Source organism: Flavobacterium sp. F52, from assembly GCF_000278705.1.
GTDB lineage: Bacteria > Bacteroidota > Bacteroidia > Flavobacteriales > Flavobacteriaceae > Flavobacterium > Flavobacterium anhuiense.
Map to the genome: position 1 here is coordinate 76,558 of NZ_AKZQ01000035.1, position 16,502 is coordinate 93,059.

Here is a 16,502-nt window from a genome sequence, read left to right on the forward strand (position 1 = left end):
AACATCAATAAAAGTAATGGTTAAAGTTTTATTAAAGAATAAATCTACAGCAGAAAATCAAAAAACACAATAAGAATATTCTTATTTCAAAAAATAAATTTTAAAAAACACAATGTGAAGGTTTTTTATTTTATTCAATTCCAATGAATTAAAAAACAACCTTAAAATAACTTAAAATTAAGTCCTTTATTTGTTTGGAAATGTAGAAAACGTTCCTATCTTTGCAACCGCTTAGAACAATAAGCGCAACGCTAGAGATTCGGGGAGATACTCAAGCGGCCAACGAGGGCAGACTGTAAATCTGCTGTGAAAACTTCGCAGGTTCGAATCCTGCTCTCCCCACAAAAATCCTAATCTTTGATTAGGATTTTTTTTTGCTCTATTTTCAGAATAAAAAGAAACTGTAAATCTTATTAAATAATTTCAGTTATTTTTTGTTTTACAGAATTAAATTATCAAAATCCCCCCATTCTCCATAAGATTTTTAGGGTCTGCTAAAAGTGTATTTATTTCTGTTACAAAAGCAACTCTTTTTTTAATATTGTAGTATTTTTATATACTTTTGAACAATATCCACATTTAACTATTATAGCAACCATAACAATATAAAACTGTTAAAATACATAGCACTAACAATCAAAACCTAGCAAAAAAATATGAATTTCATAAAATCAAACCACCACACCTTAGCAAACCTGCATCAAAAGTCACGATCTCAATTTCTGTATTAGATTCTGCAATCCTGCTTACCCAAAAACAAATCAGACAACAAATGCATTTTATTTCTATTTCTGAAAAAATGGAATAGAACCATCATGCCTATTTTTCAAAAAACCACAGCCAATTAATGAGACAAACTATTCTAGTATTATGTTGCTTTCTTTTTTTATCAAATATTTTACGGGCACAAACATCAGGCACAGTTAAAGGATATGCAATAGATACCATAAATAATTCTCCTTTGTCGAAAGCATCAGTCTCTTTATTAAGAGCGCAGGATTCCATTTTAATAAAATTTACCCGAGCTAAAGAAAATGGTTATTTTGAGTTGAATAATATTAAAACTGGCAAATTTATTTTGTTGGTTTCTTATCCCAAATATGCTGATTTTGTAGATCAATTTTCTATTGATTCCACAAAGCTAATCAAAGATTACGGTAAAATTAATTTGACTGATAAAGGAAGATTACTATCCGAGATAATTATAAAAGGCAATAGAGCTGCCATGAAAATCAAAGGAGATACGTTAGAATTTGATCCAAAAGCATTTAAAATAGAACCTAATGCAAAAGTAGAAGATCTGATAAAACAATTCCCAGGAATACAAATTGATAAAGATGGAAAAATTACCGCTCAAGGCGAAACAGTAACCAAAGTTTTGGTTGATGGTGAAGAATTTTTTGGTGATGATCCCACTTTAGTTACAAAAAATCTACGTGCGGACATGGTTGATAAAGTACAGTTGTACGACAAAAAAAGTGATCAGGCCGCTTTTACGGGAATTGATGATGGTCAAAAAACCAAGACACTGAATGTTAAACTTAAAGAAGATAAAAAAAATGGTCATTTCGGGAAAGTAGAACTCGGAGGAGGAACCGACAATTTTTACAAAGGGCAAGCTATGTTTAATAAGTTTTGGGATAAGAAAAAATTAGCGGCTTATGGCATTTTAGGCAACACAGGGCAAGTAGGACTAGGATGGGGAGATAAAGATAAATATGGACAAAGCAGTTATCAAGTAACTGATGACGGCGGTATTTATTTTTCAAACAATGGAAATGATGAATTTGACAGCTGGGATGGACAATTCAATGGTGAAGGAATTCCTGTAACTCAAACCAGCGGAATACATTTTGACAATAAATGGAATAAAGACAAAGAATCTATCAATGTAAATTATAAAATTGGCGATATCAAACTTTCAGGAAACCGCAATGATATTAACCAGCAAAATTTAAGTTCTAGCAGTATTTATAATACTTCAGACAAGAGTTTTGAGAAAAACATGACTAAAAATAAACTTGATCTTGCTTATGAAATTAAAATTGATACAACTTTAACTTTAAAATTAAATGTAGATGGGTTGTTTAAAAACAGTAATTCAAGTGAAGCAGAAATGCGAAAAGGTACTGACGAACAAGGTAACCAATTGAATAATTTGAAACAGACAACTACAAACGATGTTGATGATAAAATATTTAATATAAATACTTTGTTAACCAAAAGACTTAAAAAAACAGGACGAACTTTATCTCTTAATTTAAGCCAATCAAGTTCAGATAGCAAAAGTGATGGTTATTTAAATTCTAGAGCTGAATTTTTTACACCATCCGTAATTAGTCCAGATAGCACCAAAGTAGTCGATCAAAATAAGGTCAATAATATTAGAAATACAGCTTTTAAATCGAATTTAATCTATACCGAACCGTTATCCAAGAGTTTTACTGTAATTCTTAATTATGGATTCAACATTAGTAACGGAAAAGCTGATCGCAAATCTTTTAATCAATCTCCAAATGGCGATTATAATGTTTTGGATTCCATCTTCAGTAATAATTATGAATTAGACCAAACGATAAACCAGCTTGGAGCTATTTTTAATTACAAAAAAAATAAAACTGTTTTTTCTTTTGGATCTAAATTTAGTGGTGTAAACTTTAAGCAATATGATGTTTATAGAGATAGTTCTTTTAATCGAAAATTTATCAACTACATGCCTCAGATAAACTATCAATATAATTTTAAACAGAGAGAATCACTGCGTTTGTCGTATAACGGAAACAGTGAGCAGCCAACATTAGAACAAATACAACCGATACCAAATAATCAAAACCCATTAAATACGATTTTGGGTAATCCAAATTTAGATCCTTCTTTTAAAAATAGTTTTAGAGGTAGTTATTATTCGTATAAAGTACTTAGCAATCAATATTTTTCGGTTAATGGATCGTATAATTTTACGCTAAATCCAATAATAAGTAATGTGGTTACAAATGATAGAGGACAAAGCATTTCTCAATTTGTAAACCTAAAAAACAAAGCGACAACAAATTATTATTTGAATAGTAATTTTGGCAGAACAATCAAAGCCATAGACATGAATGCAGGAATTGGTTTAAGCGCTAACAAAAATGTAAATTACAATTACATCAATACAAAACTGAATCAAACTAAAAATTCGACTTATTCCTTTAATTTAAACTTATCAAAGTATAAAGAAAAAAAATATAATTTTAATACTAGCTTCGGACCTACTTACAATGTTGCAGAAGCAAGCATAAATGAAAATAGTGATAGTAATGGTTGGGGGGTTAATGGAAATTTCTGGGGCAGTATACAGTTGCCTTTCAAACTAGAAATCAGTACAGATGGTAATTATCAATATAATGGAAAAACACAAGTTATTCAGGAAAGTTTTGAACGTTTTATTTGGAATGCATCTGTCACCAAAAAATTCTTAAAATCAGATAATTTAAGAGTTTCTATAACGGGAAGAGATCTTTTGAACCAAAATGTAGGATTTAATCGTTCTGCATTCAATGGAAATATCAACCAAAGCACTTATACGACTATCCAAAGATACTTTATGTTCTCCGTAAGCTGGGATTTTAGCAAAATGGGCGGAGGAGAAATTAAACAAAACTAAAACCATGAAAACAATAATAAATCACATCTTAAGTTTAATAATTATATTGACATGCTGCAATACTTTTTCACAAAACGACCACTTTGTACAAAATGGCATAATCGAATTTGAGAAAAAATCGAATATGTATGCTTTGATTGCAAAAAAAATAAAAGGAGAAACTGATAGTTATTATCAACTTGCTTTTGAAAGTTATAAAAAAAACAATCCCCAATTTAAAACTACAAAAAGCATTCTCAGTTTTTCAAAAAACAAGAGTTTATACAAATGGGATGAAACAAACCAATCAGCAAGCAATAGTTGGATTTCTGACGATGCAATGGCCAATTTAAAAAATGTTATAGCCACAGATCTAGATACAAAAACCAGTATCACACAAAAAAACGTTTACGATAATTTATATTTAGTTAAAGACAGCTTACGTAAAATTGACTGGAAAATTACCGATGAAACCAGAGAAATTGCGGGTTATGAATGCCGCAGAGCAAATGCAATAATTATCGATTCTGTCTATGTAGTTGCCTATTACACAATTCAAATTCCATTCTCAGGTGGCCCTGAATCTTTTACAGGCTTGCCCGGAACGATTTTAGGTCTAGCTCTTCCACATGAAAACATTACATGGTTTGCCACAAAAGTTACTGAAATTCCAGTGCTCGAGAAAGATTTGGCTCCTCCTACAAAAGGTAAGCCCACTGACAATAAAGAACTAAACAAAACACTTTTGGAAGCTTTAAAAAATTGGGGAAAATGGGCTAGAAAAACATTGCTGGCCTACTCCTTGTAACAAGTTCTCAAAGACTTATTTTTACACAAAACTATCTAATCGCTTCTAAGATTTCCAAAATATACAAATGGCCTAGCAATAGTATAGCAGAATCGATGCGCAAAGATTTAAGACATAAATAAAAGTGAAATAAGTGGTTCAAATTTAAAAGTTAAAATTCTGCTTCCCACAAAAATCCTAATCAAAGATTAGGATTTTTTTTGCTCTAAACATAGAAATAAAAAAAACTGCGAATCTAATGACCTACAGTTTTTTTTTATATAAAATTAATCATCTAAGTATAAACCCATTCTTCATCGGATCTTTTGGGTCTATTAAAAATGTATTTATTCCTGTTACAAATGCTGTTCCTTCAACTTGCGGAATTACAGCTTTGAAAGGACCAAATTTTTCTTCTTTCACAAGCGATCCGATAAAGGTACTTCCCGTTATGCTTTCTATCGTGATAAATTCATTCGTATCTATTGCATTTCTTGCTTTTTCAATTGCTATTCTTCCAGAAACACCTGAACCTGTTGGCGAACGATCTACTTCCCCATCGGCAAAAACACAAACATTTCGGCTGTGATTATCTATATCCATTGGCTCATCGATAAAAATAGTTCCGTATAAAAAGCTCAAATCCTCCTCAAACGGATGCTGAATATCTTTATCTTGACTCATTACAGCATGCTTTATATCTACTCCAGCTTGAATAATCGCTCTGTAGTTTTCTTCCGTTAATCCAAAATTCAAATGTGTATTTTTTCTCAGATCGACATACGTGTAAAAAGCACCGCCATAAGCCAAATCATAAACTACATTGCCAATGCCCGGCACATTTACAATACGATCTAAACTTACTACAAAACTAGGCACACAATGAAACCTCACTCCTGTTACTTCACCTTTTAATATGTTGACGTATGAAATAATGCGACCGCAAGGAGCATCTATCTTCAATTCATTTTCACCTTCTTTCACATTGATCCAGTTCATTTTTGCAGCCAGCGTGCTTATCGCAATAATAGCATGACCGCACATACTGCTATAACCTTCGTTATGCATAAAAAGAATACCAAAATCAGCGTCTTCATCATTTGGCGGAAGCAAGATACAGCCATACATATCAGCATGACCACGAGGTTCAAACATCAGTGCTGTTCTTAAATAATCATAATTTTCTTTTATATCTCTTCGGTATTCTAAAACAGTATTTCCTTTCAGTTCTGGAAAACCTGAAACAATTACACGTAAGGGCTCACCGCCTGTGTGCATATCAATGGTTTTTATCTGTAATACCGATGGATCGGATTTATAATCTGTATTATTACAAATATTTTGGTAGATGTTAGGCATTTTGTTGTGTTTTTAAATTATACTCTTCATAAAAATATCCCGCTGCAACAAGGTCTTCCAACGCATGTCCAACAGATTTAAAATAGGTAATTTCATCATATGATGTTCTTCCCTGTTTTGCATTGCTGCACAGTTCAAATAAATCTGCTTTTATGTTTTCTTTGGTGATAATTCCATTTGTGAGCGGAATCAAGATATCGCCACTTTCCTTTAGTCCGCCCTGATAAGTATCAAGGAATAAGCTTGCTTTTAAAACTGTTTCATCGTCTGCTTCTCGCATATCTTTTTTATATGCCCCAACAAGATCTACGTGCTGTCCGGCTCTCAGCCATTTTCCTAAAACAAGTGGGACAGGCGATAAAGTCGCTGCTGAAATAATATCAACTTCAGAAATGACTTCTTCTATAGTGGGAACTGGTTTGCAGATAAGTGAAGAATTTTTAAGTGCATCGCAAACCAATTGTGCTTTTTCGAACGTTCTTCCCCAAACATAAACTTCTTTTATTGGTCTAACACTTGCATGCGCCTGAATTAAATTAACAGCCAATGCTCCAGTGCCAATCATCAGCATAGAAGAAGCATCTTTTCGTGAAAGATAACTGCTTGCTAACGCAGATGTTGCCGCAGTACGTTTGCCTGTCAGTGATTTTGCATCAAGAATTGCCTTTATATTTCCTTTGTGCCCATCCAAATAAATATAGGTTCCTTGAATTGAAGGCAAATCATATTTTCCATTATTGGGACTTACTGTAACTATTTTTACACCTAAATCTTTACCTGCTTGAAAGGCAGGCATCAGCAGTAATGTTGAATCTTTGCTTTCTTCTGGATTAGAATAATCATGATGATGACGCATGGGCACCTTGATATCTGAGGTCGAAAATCCTGCCCGAAGTCTTTCTATGAGTTCTTTAAAATTGCATTTTTCTTCAATGAAATGATCTGAAATAAATTGTATTGGCTCCATGTATTTTGTTGAAATTTCACTAAAAATAGAAGATTATTTCGCCATAATACTATTTCATCAGCAATTGGATAACATACACTAATTTAGGGTTAATATAGTACAAATTACCTCATTAACATTGTGCACTAAATTGGAAATCGATAACTGGAGATTGGATAAAAGAATTATTTCACCAAATGGCTAAATGCTGTTGGGTCTGCTAATCATTATTTTTTTATGATGATTAGCAGACCCAACTCAATATTTAGACTATTTATTTAAATAATTTAGAAGCAAACTGATGTAGGCATCTTCTCCAAGTGAGCCATTCGTGAGCAGTCTCTGGCGATTCATAATAATCATATTTAATTCCCTGCTGTTCTAACATGGTACGAAAAGCGCCAATTGATTTAGGAAACGGAGCAGGTTCTTTTGTTCCTAATCCAAGCCAGAAAAGTTTAATTTGCTTATTTAAGGCATTTCCGTCTTTATACTTTCCATTTAAAAACGTAGAAGCATCAATGGCATCAGAACTTGGATAATTTGCTGTACCGCTAAATCCTCCATAATACGCAAAAGTATCTAAATGATTCATCATAATTCTCATGGTCTGATTGGCTCCCATTGAAAGCCCTGCAATAGCCCGGTTTTCACGTTTTGGAATTGTACGGAATTTAGCATCAATCATAGGAATAACTTCGGTAATAAGCAAGTCTTCAAAAACAGATTCCTTAGGATTTTTATCTGAGGAATTACCTTCTTGAGCTTTATAAGCATATCCGTTATCCATTACAATTATCATTGGAACTGCTTTTTTTGAAGCAATTAAATTGTCTAAAATCAAGTTAGCTTTGCCTTGTGCAGACCAGCCTGTTTCATCTTCAAAACTTCCATGTTGCAGATAAAGTACTGGATAACGCATTTTTGTATTTTCGTTATAACCCTCTGGAGTATAAACAAAACAGCGTCTAAATGAATTGGTCAGTTTAGAGAAATAAACATTTTCACTTACCAAGCCGTGGGGTACATTTTTTAAGGAAAAAAAATCCTGATCTGATGAGGGAATTTCTATACCGCTTCCTAGCCTTCCTGCACCATAAAAATATAAACTTCCAGGGTCAGGAACCGAAGCTCCATCAATATTTAACTGATAATAATGAAATCCTTCATCTTGCGGATTTGACTCTCCTGTCCACACGCCCATATCATCTTTTCGCATATCATATTTTACACCGCCAATGTCCAGCTGTACTTTGCTTGCATTTGGAGCCGAAATACTAGCGCGAACACGTCGCTGCGAATTAACCTGAGGAAATATTCTTTCTGGCTGATTCACTGCTGAAGGTTTAAAATCTTCAGTTATAATCTGCTCTGATTGAGCGTTCATAGACTGAAAATACAAACTAAAAATTGCAATCACTGCGTTAATAGATAGTCTCATACTTACTTATTAGTTTAATTTTTTATAAAAAAATGCGTGTCATTTAAACAAAAGCGGAGCTAATTCCTTGAAACTTCTGCGCCAAGTCAAAAATTCGTGAGCTGTGTTCTCAGAGACGTAAGAAACAGCATTAAATCCTGCATCTTTTAATGTTTTTACTGCAGACTGCACTGATTCTGGTCTTTCGCGGCTGCCACAGCTTATAAAAATCAGTTTAAGCTTTGACTTATCTTTAATCTCCTCTGGCTTATAAATTCCACCGCTTAAAAGCGCATAATGAGAAAAAACATCAGGTTTGTTGAGCGTAATAGAATGCGTTTCCATTCCGCCCATTGACAGGCCAGCCATTGCGCGGTTTGCTTGATTGGAAATCGTACGGAAATTTGAATCAATGTAAGGAATTAACTCGTCTACCAGAACCGTTTGAAATGGTTCTATTTTAAAACTTGCCAAACCTCCATACTTAATTTCATTTGTCATTCCGTAAGTCATTACGATAATAAATGGCTTTATTTTACCTTCTGCAATCAAATTATCCATAATTAAGTTTACGCGTCCTTGATTGCTCCAAGCCGTTTCATCTTCTCCCCAACCGTGCTGTAAATACAAAACTGGATATTTTTTGTCTTTATCTTTATGATAAGAAGGCGGAGTATAAACAAAAGCCCTGCGAGATGTATTAGTGCTTTTTGAAGGAAAAAGTACCTGTTGCACATTTCCGTGCGGAACATCTTTTAATGCATAGAAATCCTGATCATGCGCTGGAATTTCAATACCGCTTTCCCAACGTGTAGATCCGTAAAAGTTAAGCGCACCTGGATCGTTAAATACACCTCCATCAATAATTACATGATAATAATGAAAACCTTCATCCATTGCTCCCTCTGTAGTGCCTTTCCAATAACCATCCTGATCTTTTGTAAGGACAGTTCCACCTTTGGCTCCGCCAAGTCCAAGACTCACTACAATCGATTTTGCTTCAGGCGCTGCAATTTGAAATCGTGCATAGCCTTGAGAATTAACTTTTGGATATTCCTGCCCTGGCTGATTTAGCACTGAAGGCTTAAAATCTTCAATAATTGAATTTGTCTTTGTTTGTGAAAAACCAACAAATCCTGCTAAAATCGATAAGACAACCATTTTATACTGTTTCATGTTTTTTTGCTTTAAAAGTTATTTTACTTCTGGAACAATAATTTGATATTTTCCGCTAAGATGCATTAGGCTAAAAAGATACATCAGTCCATCATAATAGGGATCAAAGTAACCGTCTTCGTAAGGTTCAAGCTTTGCGTTCCAAACCGCATGAACAAAATCTAAACTTTCTTTATCGGGATTGACTAATGATGCTGTTGCTGATGTGGCTACTAATCCTATAGAATGTCTTAGCTTTTTGACAGGGCCAGCTTGAAGGATAAAGTCGGGAGTTGTACCATCCAAATTAAATTGATCTTCAAACTTGTCTAATCCTTTCGATCTAAGAAAATCTTGAAAACGTTTGGCGTATCCTTCCTGCCATTTTTTATCCTTTCCATACCAAGTATAGTCCATTGCCACATTCATCGGAACGCGCCAAGAATCGTAACGAAATCCCGGAGGCATCCACGGCGTGGGATGCGGTTCGCCATTAAACTCAGTATAATCTGAATTTAAACCTGTTACGGGATGGCATGCATTATGTAGAAAATTACGCGAAACTTCTGCACATTCTTTATAAAATTGTTCATGGCCATCTTTAGCGTATAATGCCCATATTTCATAGAATGCTGGAACATGGTAAGAGGGATCTGTCCAGTTATAACCACCTCCTTCAGGCACAAATGAAATCTGTTTGTGTTCGGTGTTTATAATGTTATGTACATTGCCAGTGCCATCTTTTTTCCACATGGCATCTAGTATTTTTCTGGCTTCTTTGTAGTAGTCAATTCCCGTAGTGTTTCCCCATTTGTTAGAAGCAAAAAGAAGGCTTGTAACAAAATATAATTCACCATCTGAAGCCGAACCTGGAGAATTCTGTTTTTTCGTCAGCGGGTTCACGCTCCAAGCAAAATAACCTTCTCTTGGCCCGTCTTGATGCTGCATATATTTTACAGACCATCTCCATAGACGATCAAAAACTTCTTTCTTGTTAAGCTGAACGGCAACCATCATACCATAAGACATTCCCTCGGTACGGGCATCTTTATTTTTAACGTCAGAAACATATCCTAAAGAATCTCCTTCTTCAAAATATACTTTATTTGGACCTTCGAATATATCAAAGTAAGCTTTGGCTACTTTCTTGTCTATTTCAATTTGGCTGTAGCCTGCTTCTTTAAAGAGATTTCTATATTGAGGCCTTTCAGACTCTGTCTTAGCGGTCTTCTTTTTATGCTGTCCGATAACCCACAATGGCGTTATCAGCATGAACAACGTAAACGCCGAAATTTTAATGTTCAGGTTTTTATATACTATCATATTTATCTGTTTAAATAGTAATTCTCCATCAGAGAAACAAAATGAGATTTTATTTTACTAAACCTACACCCTCATTGGTTTGTATAATTTTTTGAATAGTTCCGTCTTTGTTATAATGCATATAGTCTACACAAATTGAACGTCTGTAACTGCCTCCTGTTGGCAAACTTCCGTTGTGATAAAAAAAGTATGACTTTCCTTTATAGTCAATAATTCCAGGATGTGTGGTAAAACTATTCTGTACATTTTCTTGGATAATTCCCTGATACTTCCATGGTCCCGTTATGCTTTTTGCAGTGCAATATTCTATCATTTCAGGTTTTGTTCCAGCGCTGGCATACACTAAATAATAAAGTCCTTTTCTTTTGTACACCCACGGTCCTTCGATATAATTTTTAGGTTTGAAAGTGGTAATTTCTCCATCCACCTCTATCATGTTTTTCTTAAGTTTTACCCATTTGCAGCTTCCATTTCCCCAAAACATATAGGCTTGTCCATCATCATCTATAAATACAGTTGGGTCGATATCATCCCAACCATACTTCATATCTGTTGTCATTTCATTTATGATAAGCGCTTTTCCAATGGCGTCTTTAAAAGGACCTGTTGGACTATCTGAAACTGCCACGCCTATTGCAGCACCTCCTTGGCTTACTTCGTCTTTTTTATGAAATGTAGAAACAAACCAATAGAATTTTCCATTTCTTTCTATACACTGAGCTGCATACGCATCACCTGTGGCCCAAGAGAATGTGCTCGGAGAAAGCGGTGCTCCATGATCTTTCCAATCTTTCATATTGGTTGTAGAAAAAACGTGCCAGTCGGCCATTTTATAATTAGTATCTTCCTGAGTTGCCACATCATGTCCTGTGTATAAATACAAAGTGCCTTTATGCACGAGAGGAGCTGGATCTGCAGTAAAAATATCTTTGATAATGGGGTTTTGTGCTTCTGCATGTATTGCAAATACATTACAGAAGAGCACAAATAAAATTTTGCCTGTATTTTTCATTTTATTTGATTTAATTGAAATAATTACGAAAATGCGATTAGTTTTTTCTCCAGTTTTATTTCTGTAAACAATAAACAGCGCAGTAAAATGCGCTGTTTACAAAAAACTAACTTAACTTAACTTGACTTATTTAACTTAAACTAACCAAAATTTAATTATCTTAATAACCAGGATTGTTATCGCTTGGTTTTATATTAGGATTAGAAGATGTTTCTCTATTTGGTATTGGCCATAATTCACTTTTACCAGCTGTAAAACCTGTACCTTGCAATACAGTACTTGCCATACCCCATCTTATAAGATCATCAAAACGAGATTGTTCTCCAGCAAATTCTACTTGGCGTTCGTGCACAATTGCAGCAAAAACCGCTTCTTTGGTTGGTGCAATAGTAGTTGTTAGATTTGCTCTGTCGCGAACTTCTTTAATATATGCTATTGCTGCTGTCTGAGAACCGCCATCTCTTTGGTTTTCACATTCTGCTTTCATAAGCAATACATCTGCATAACGCATTACTTTAAAGTTAATGCTTGAACGTGTCGCTTCATCTTCTCTATTGTAATAGTTTTGATATTTTTTCCACCCTGCTCTCCTAATACCTGCAGAGGTAGTAAAATTACTTGCCACCATAACTTTGGTTCCTTTTAGATAAGATGAACCAGGAACATAAAAAGTATCTCCAAAGCGATTATCACCTACTTCATACGAATCTAAAAGCTCATCTGATGGGTAAACATTGTACCAGCTAAGATTTCCGTATTCCTGACCTCTAAGAGTTGACTCATCAAAACCAGTTCCGCCGCTATCACCAACAGCTCCCCATTGATCACCAGTTCCATTTTTTTCATCAAACTCAATTTCAAAAATCGATTCTTTACCGTGTTCTGTCTCCTCCATGAAATTGTTGTAAAAATTACCTTTGTCTTCAAGGCTATAACTTGTCACATTGTTTAATGCTGCTAAAGCTTCATTATATTTCTTTTGATATAACAACACTTTACCCAATTGCGCATAAGCTGCTTCTTTATTAGCTCTTCCAACTGCCTCTGAAGCTTTTGGCAAAAGATTTTGTGATGCAAATACAAGATCTTCTTCAATCAAAGCATAAACCTCTGTTTTTGGACTTCTTGGATTTCCGACAATAGTACCTGTTTTATAAATTGGCACATCGCCAAAACGTCTTACTAATAGGAAATAATAGTACGCTCTTAAAAAATGAGCTTCTCCTAAATATTTGTTCTTTTTTTCTTGAGACAAAACAGAATTTGGAAGAGCATTGATTTTAGGTTCGTTGTCTAACACAAAATTGGCTCTGGATATTCCTGTAAAACAAGATTCCCAATAGTATTGAATAATATCATTTCCTGCATTAAAAGAAAAATCCTGAAAAGGCTTTTTGTTACCTTCTAACTGTGGATTTCCTAAAGCATCATGTCCCATAAGGTCCATGGCAAAGAAAAGATTTCTTCCATAAAGTCCTCTTGTCTGGAGGTTGGCATAGGAAGCGTTTACAGCAGACTGTACCTGCGTTTCGGTTTTAAAGAAAGTTTCAGGCGATAAAGTATTGGGATTAGTCAATTCTAATTCGCTACTGTCACATGAAGTTAGAGTTAAAGCTCCAGACAGTACTATAAGTATATATTTAATTTTTTTCATCGTCTTTAAGTATTAAAATGTAACATCAATTCCAAAAATTACCGATTTTGGCTGTGGATATCTTCCTAAATCAATACCTGCTGAATTTGCATTACCATCTGCTCTTGCAATTTCTGGATCTAAACCAGAGTAATTTGTGATTGTAATAAGATTCTGTCCGCTGATGTAGAACCTCGCTTTTGAGAAATAACTTTTAAAAGCATCTCCTGTCAATGTATATCCTAAAGCGATGTTTTTTAATCTTGTAAAAGAGCCATCTTCAATATAACGTTGATTTGCTGAAGACCAGTTGATGTCTGCCCCCTGTGCTCTAGGCAATGTAGCTGAAGGGTTTGTTACCACTCCATTTACAACATTTGCTCTATCTAAAACATCTGTGCTGGCGTTAAATAAACGGTTCATTCCTTTTAAGTCAAAAGTGTTTGCATTATAAATATCGTTACCTGCCACTCCAGTGATAAAGCAATTGAAATCAAAGTTTTTATATGCTGCACTTAGGTTTAAACCGTAAGTAAAATCAGGGTATGGATTTCCAATGTTTGTTTTATCATCTGAATTGATCACTTTATTGCCATCACGATCCACAATTTTAATATCTCCTGGTTTTATAGCAGTCTGACCTGGTCCAAAAACAGCATCTACTTCTGCCTGATTTTGGTAAATTCCATTAGTCTGATATCCATAAAAATAGAATAATGGCTGTCCTACTTCTAATCTAGAGAAATTTTCTAAACCTGCTCTTGCAGAAGGACCTCCTAATACGCTTGTTACTCCAGGCGCTAAACCAACCACTTCATTTTTACTTGTTCCTAGATTTGCTACTGCAGACCATGTAAAGTCTCCTTTTCTGTCATTGTAACCAATAGAAACTTCAAAACCGCTTACTTTTACGTCTGCAATATTTTGAATTTGAGTTCCACCACCTGCAGAACCAACAGAAGCAGCAAGAGGAACTGCAAAAAGAATGTCGCTACTTTTATTATTAAAATATTCAAAGGAACCGGTTAGCTTATCATCAAATAAACCAAAATCAACCCCTATATTTCGATCTAATTTTGATTCCCATTTCAAATCTGGATTAGCCGCAACACCTAAAGAAACTCCTGGTGCATTTGCGCCTCCAATTGGGTAATTGTAGTTTGCCAATAAAGTAGCACTGTATTGGTAATTATCTATTCTATCGTTTCCTGTTGTTCCTGTGCTAGCTCTAAGTTTTAAAGTACTAAAAACAGAATTTTGCATAAAATTTTCTTTTGCAATATTCCACCCTAATGCAACAGAATAGAAATTCCCCCAGCGGTTATTTGCCCCAAAACGAGAAGATGCATCTCTACGCCCTGAAACAGCTAAAAGATATTTGCCATCATAGTCATAGTTGATACGAGCTATATATCCTAAGTTTTTTTCTTCATAATTAGAAGATCCTAAACTTCCTTCATTATATCTCAACTGATCAATTTCGTTTGAAATATAATAACGGCTTCCCGCTGCTAAACTTTGTCCTTTTCCGTCAATTTTAGTGATAACTCCCAACACTTCAAGGTTGTGCTTTTGAGCAATCGTTGTTTTGTACGTTAAGCTATTATCAAAAACGATAGTTTGTCCTTGAGAATTTGTTTCGTTGGTTGAAGAAAAAGCCTGTTTGTGATAAGAACCATCTTGAAAACTTGGAATAAAAGTATGGTCTTTACTTGTGTAGTAATCTAAAGAAACTTGCGATCTGAATTTCAAACCTTTGTAAATTTCTAATTCTGCATAAATATTTCCGATAATAGATAGATTATTTATTTTCTGATACCCCAAATTCGCTACACGCACTGGGTTTTCAGCATCATTTCCATCAATGGCACTAGGACCTTGATAACCGCCTAAACTATTTTCATTGTAAATCGGAAAATACGGTGCCATTTTAATGGCATGCTCTAATAATGTTCTTCCGCCTGAGCTTCGTTCTGGATTAATCGTGCTGAAAGAAACCCCCATGTTGCTTCCAATCTTTAGTTTACCAATATCCTGTGTATTATTGGCTCTGAAAGAATAACGTTCGAAACCAGTATTTATAATAGCTCCTTCCTGTTTCATATATTCAGCAGAATAACGTCCTGTTGAAGTTTCTGTTCCATTTGAAAAGCTCAAGTTATAATCCTGCATAACACCAGTTTGAAAAATCTGATCTTGCCAGTTGGTATTGATGTTTCCAAACTCAGCTGCTCTAGCCGTTAAGTCGCTTCCTAAATCTTTAGCATATTGAAGGTATTGCTGTGTATTTAAAACACTATATCTTTTTGTTACTTCCTGTCCTCCCACATAAGTGCTAAAACTTAACTGACCTGGACCTTTTTTTCCTTTTTTAGTAGTAACCATAATAACCCCGTTAAAAGCTTTAGAACCATATAAAGCTGTTGTAGAAGCATCTTTCAAAACAGAAATGCTCTCGATGTCATTAGGGCTTAAACCAGAAAGATTCCCAGTTAAAACTCCATCAATTACATACAAAGGGGCACTGTTTCCCATTGTTGCCAGTCCACGAATGCTAACGGTAGGATTAGAACCAGGCGCGCCGTTTACGACTGTAACCCCTGCTGCACGTCCTTGCAAAGCAGATTCAGCATTGGTAATAGGCACTGCGGCAATATCTTTTGAACTTACCGTAGAAATCGCTCCTGTAACCTTCGCTCTCTTTTGAGTACCATAGGCCACTACAACTTCATTAAGGTTTTGCGTGTTTTGAACTAGAGTTACATTGATTGAGCTTCTTTCACCTACAGTAATCGTTTGTGAAACTAAACCGACGTAAGAATACGTTATTTTATCAGTAGGATTAACTCCTTTTAAAGAGTACTTACCGTCAAAATCTGTTGATGCGCTATTCTGCGTACCTTCTACATTAACACTGGCACCTGGCAAAGGAAATCCCGAAGGGTCGGTAATCACGCCATGAATGGTCTTTGATTGTGCCATTATACTATGACTGCCAACTATCAGCAGTCCGATTAGTGCAATTTTGAGCTTTAACTTCATATTAATTGTTTTTGTTTGGTTTAAATAGTTAATGGTTTTTTGTTTTTTTAATTAGTAAGGGTTCATAATATTTATTCAGTTTATATTAAAATCTTTTGTGCAAAAGACGATTTCCATAATGAATCCATTTTCACAAACAAGAGATCATCACAAATATAAAAAAACAACTCATAAAACAATCGGTTGCTTTATAATTTATT

General features: G+C 34.7%; 10 protein-coding genes and 1 tRNA gene. 3 read left to right on the forward strand and 8 right to left on the reverse strand.

Annotated features, from left to right (window positions below; translation table 11 throughout):
* Positions 1–261: 261 nt before the first annotated feature.
* From FF52_RS18085 to FF52_RS18095, 3 genes are all read left to right on the forward strand, one after another.
* Positions 262–342 (forward strand) — tRNA-Tyr (locus FF52_RS18085).
* A gap of 619 nt (positions 343–961) precedes the next feature.
* Positions 962–3,646 carry an outer membrane beta-barrel protein gene (locus FF52_RS18090; protein WP_202802111.1) on the forward strand — a complete coding sequence of 895 codons (2,685 nt, stop codon included), beginning with the start codon at positions 962–964 and terminating at the stop codon, positions 3,644–3,646.
* 4 nt (positions 3,647–3,650) lie between these two features.
* Entirely contained in the window at positions 3,651–4,433 is a 783-nt protein-coding gene (locus FF52_RS18095; RefSeq protein ID WP_035691899.1) for a GLPGLI family protein, read from the forward strand.
* A 270-nt stretch (positions 4,434–4,703) separates the two neighbouring features.
* Here FF52_RS18095 and FF52_RS18100 read toward each other — a convergent pair whose 3' ends face one another.
* The 8 genes from FF52_RS18100 to FF52_RS18135 form a co-directional block, all read right to left on the reverse strand.
* The gene (locus tag FF52_RS18100; RefSeq protein WP_008467820.1) at positions 4,704–5,771 is read right to left on the reverse strand and encodes a proline racemase family protein; all 1,068 of its coding nucleotides are present in this window, start codon (positions 5,769–5,771) and stop codon (positions 4,704–4,706) included.
* Positions 5,764–6,738 carry an ornithine cyclodeaminase family protein gene (locus FF52_RS18105; protein WP_008467821.1) on the reverse strand — a complete coding sequence of 325 codons (975 nt, stop codon included), beginning with the start codon at positions 6,736–6,738 and terminating at the stop codon, positions 5,764–5,766. Before FF52_RS18105 ends, FF52_RS18100 begins: the two co-directional genes overlap by 8 nt.
* Positions 6,739–6,991: 253 nt before the next feature.
* A complete protein-coding gene (locus FF52_RS18110; RefSeq protein WP_008467822.1) occupies positions 6,992–8,158 on the reverse strand; it encodes an alpha/beta hydrolase-fold protein in 1,167 nt (388 codons plus the stop codon).
* A gap of 39 nt (positions 8,159–8,197) precedes the next feature.
* Positions 8,198–9,313: an alpha/beta hydrolase-fold protein gene (locus FF52_RS18115; protein WP_008467823.1), complete on the reverse strand. Its 1,116-nt coding sequence runs from the start codon at positions 9,311–9,313 to the stop codon at positions 8,198–8,200.
* Positions 9,314–9,331: 18 nt separating this feature from the next.
* Positions 9,332–10,615, reverse strand: a complete 1,284-nt coding sequence (locus FF52_RS18120; protein ID WP_035691903.1) for a glycosyl hydrolase family 8 — start codon at positions 10,613–10,615, stop codon at positions 9,332–9,334.
* A gap of 49 nt (positions 10,616–10,664) precedes the next feature.
* Positions 10,665–11,627: a glycoside hydrolase family 43 protein gene (locus tag FF52_RS18125; protein ID WP_008467825.1), complete on the reverse strand. Its 963-nt coding sequence runs from the start codon at positions 11,625–11,627 to the stop codon at positions 10,665–10,667.
* A gap of 160 nt (positions 11,628–11,787) precedes the next feature.
* Positions 11,788–13,281 (reverse strand): RagB/SusD family nutrient uptake outer membrane protein, encoded by a 1,494-nt coding sequence (locus FF52_RS18130; RefSeq protein ID WP_008467826.1) that lies wholly within the window; start codon positions 13,279–13,281, stop codon positions 11,788–11,790.
* A gap of 12 nt (positions 13,282–13,293) precedes the next feature.
* Positions 13,294–16,302, reverse strand: coding sequence for a SusC/RagA family TonB-linked outer membrane protein (locus tag FF52_RS18135; RefSeq protein WP_008467827.1), 3,009 nt, complete (start codon positions 16,300–16,302; stop codon positions 13,294–13,296).
* Between the last annotated feature and the right edge of the window lie 200 nt (positions 16,303–16,502).

What these genes read in the sequence shown, in the direction of transcription:
- FF52_RS18095 (WP_035691899.1), top strand. Translation starts at nt 3,651, where the DNA reads ATGAAAACAATAATAAATCACATCTTAAGTTTAATAATTATATTGACA.
- FF52_RS18100 (WP_008467820.1), bottom strand. Translation starts at nt 5,771, where the DNA reads ATGCCTAACATCTACCAAAATATTTGTAATAATACAGATTATAAATCC.
- FF52_RS18105 (WP_008467821.1), bottom strand. Translation starts at nt 6,738, where the DNA reads ATGGAGCCAATACAATTTATTTCAGATCATTTCATTGAAGAAAAATGC.
- FF52_RS18110 (WP_008467822.1), bottom strand. Translation starts at nt 8,158, where the DNA reads ATGAGACTATCTATTAACGCAGTGATTGCAATTTTTAGTTTGTATTTT.
- FF52_RS18115 (WP_008467823.1), bottom strand. Translation starts at nt 9,313, where the DNA reads ATGAAACAGTATAAAATGGTTGTCTTATCGATTTTAGCAGGATTTGTT.
- FF52_RS18120 (WP_035691903.1), bottom strand. Translation starts at nt 10,615, where the DNA reads ATGATAGTATATAAAAACCTGAACATTAAAATTTCGGCGTTTACGTTG.
- FF52_RS18125 (WP_008467825.1), bottom strand. Translation starts at nt 11,627, where the DNA reads ATGAAAAATACAGGCAAAATTTTATTTGTGCTCTTCTGTAATGTATTT.
- FF52_RS18130 (WP_008467826.1), bottom strand. Translation starts at nt 13,281, where the DNA reads ATGAAAAAAATTAAATATATACTTATAGTACTGTCTGGAGCTTTAACT.
- FF52_RS18135 (WP_008467827.1), bottom strand. Translation starts at nt 16,302, where the DNA reads ATGAAGTTAAAGCTCAAAATTGCACTAATCGGACTGCTGATAGTTGGC.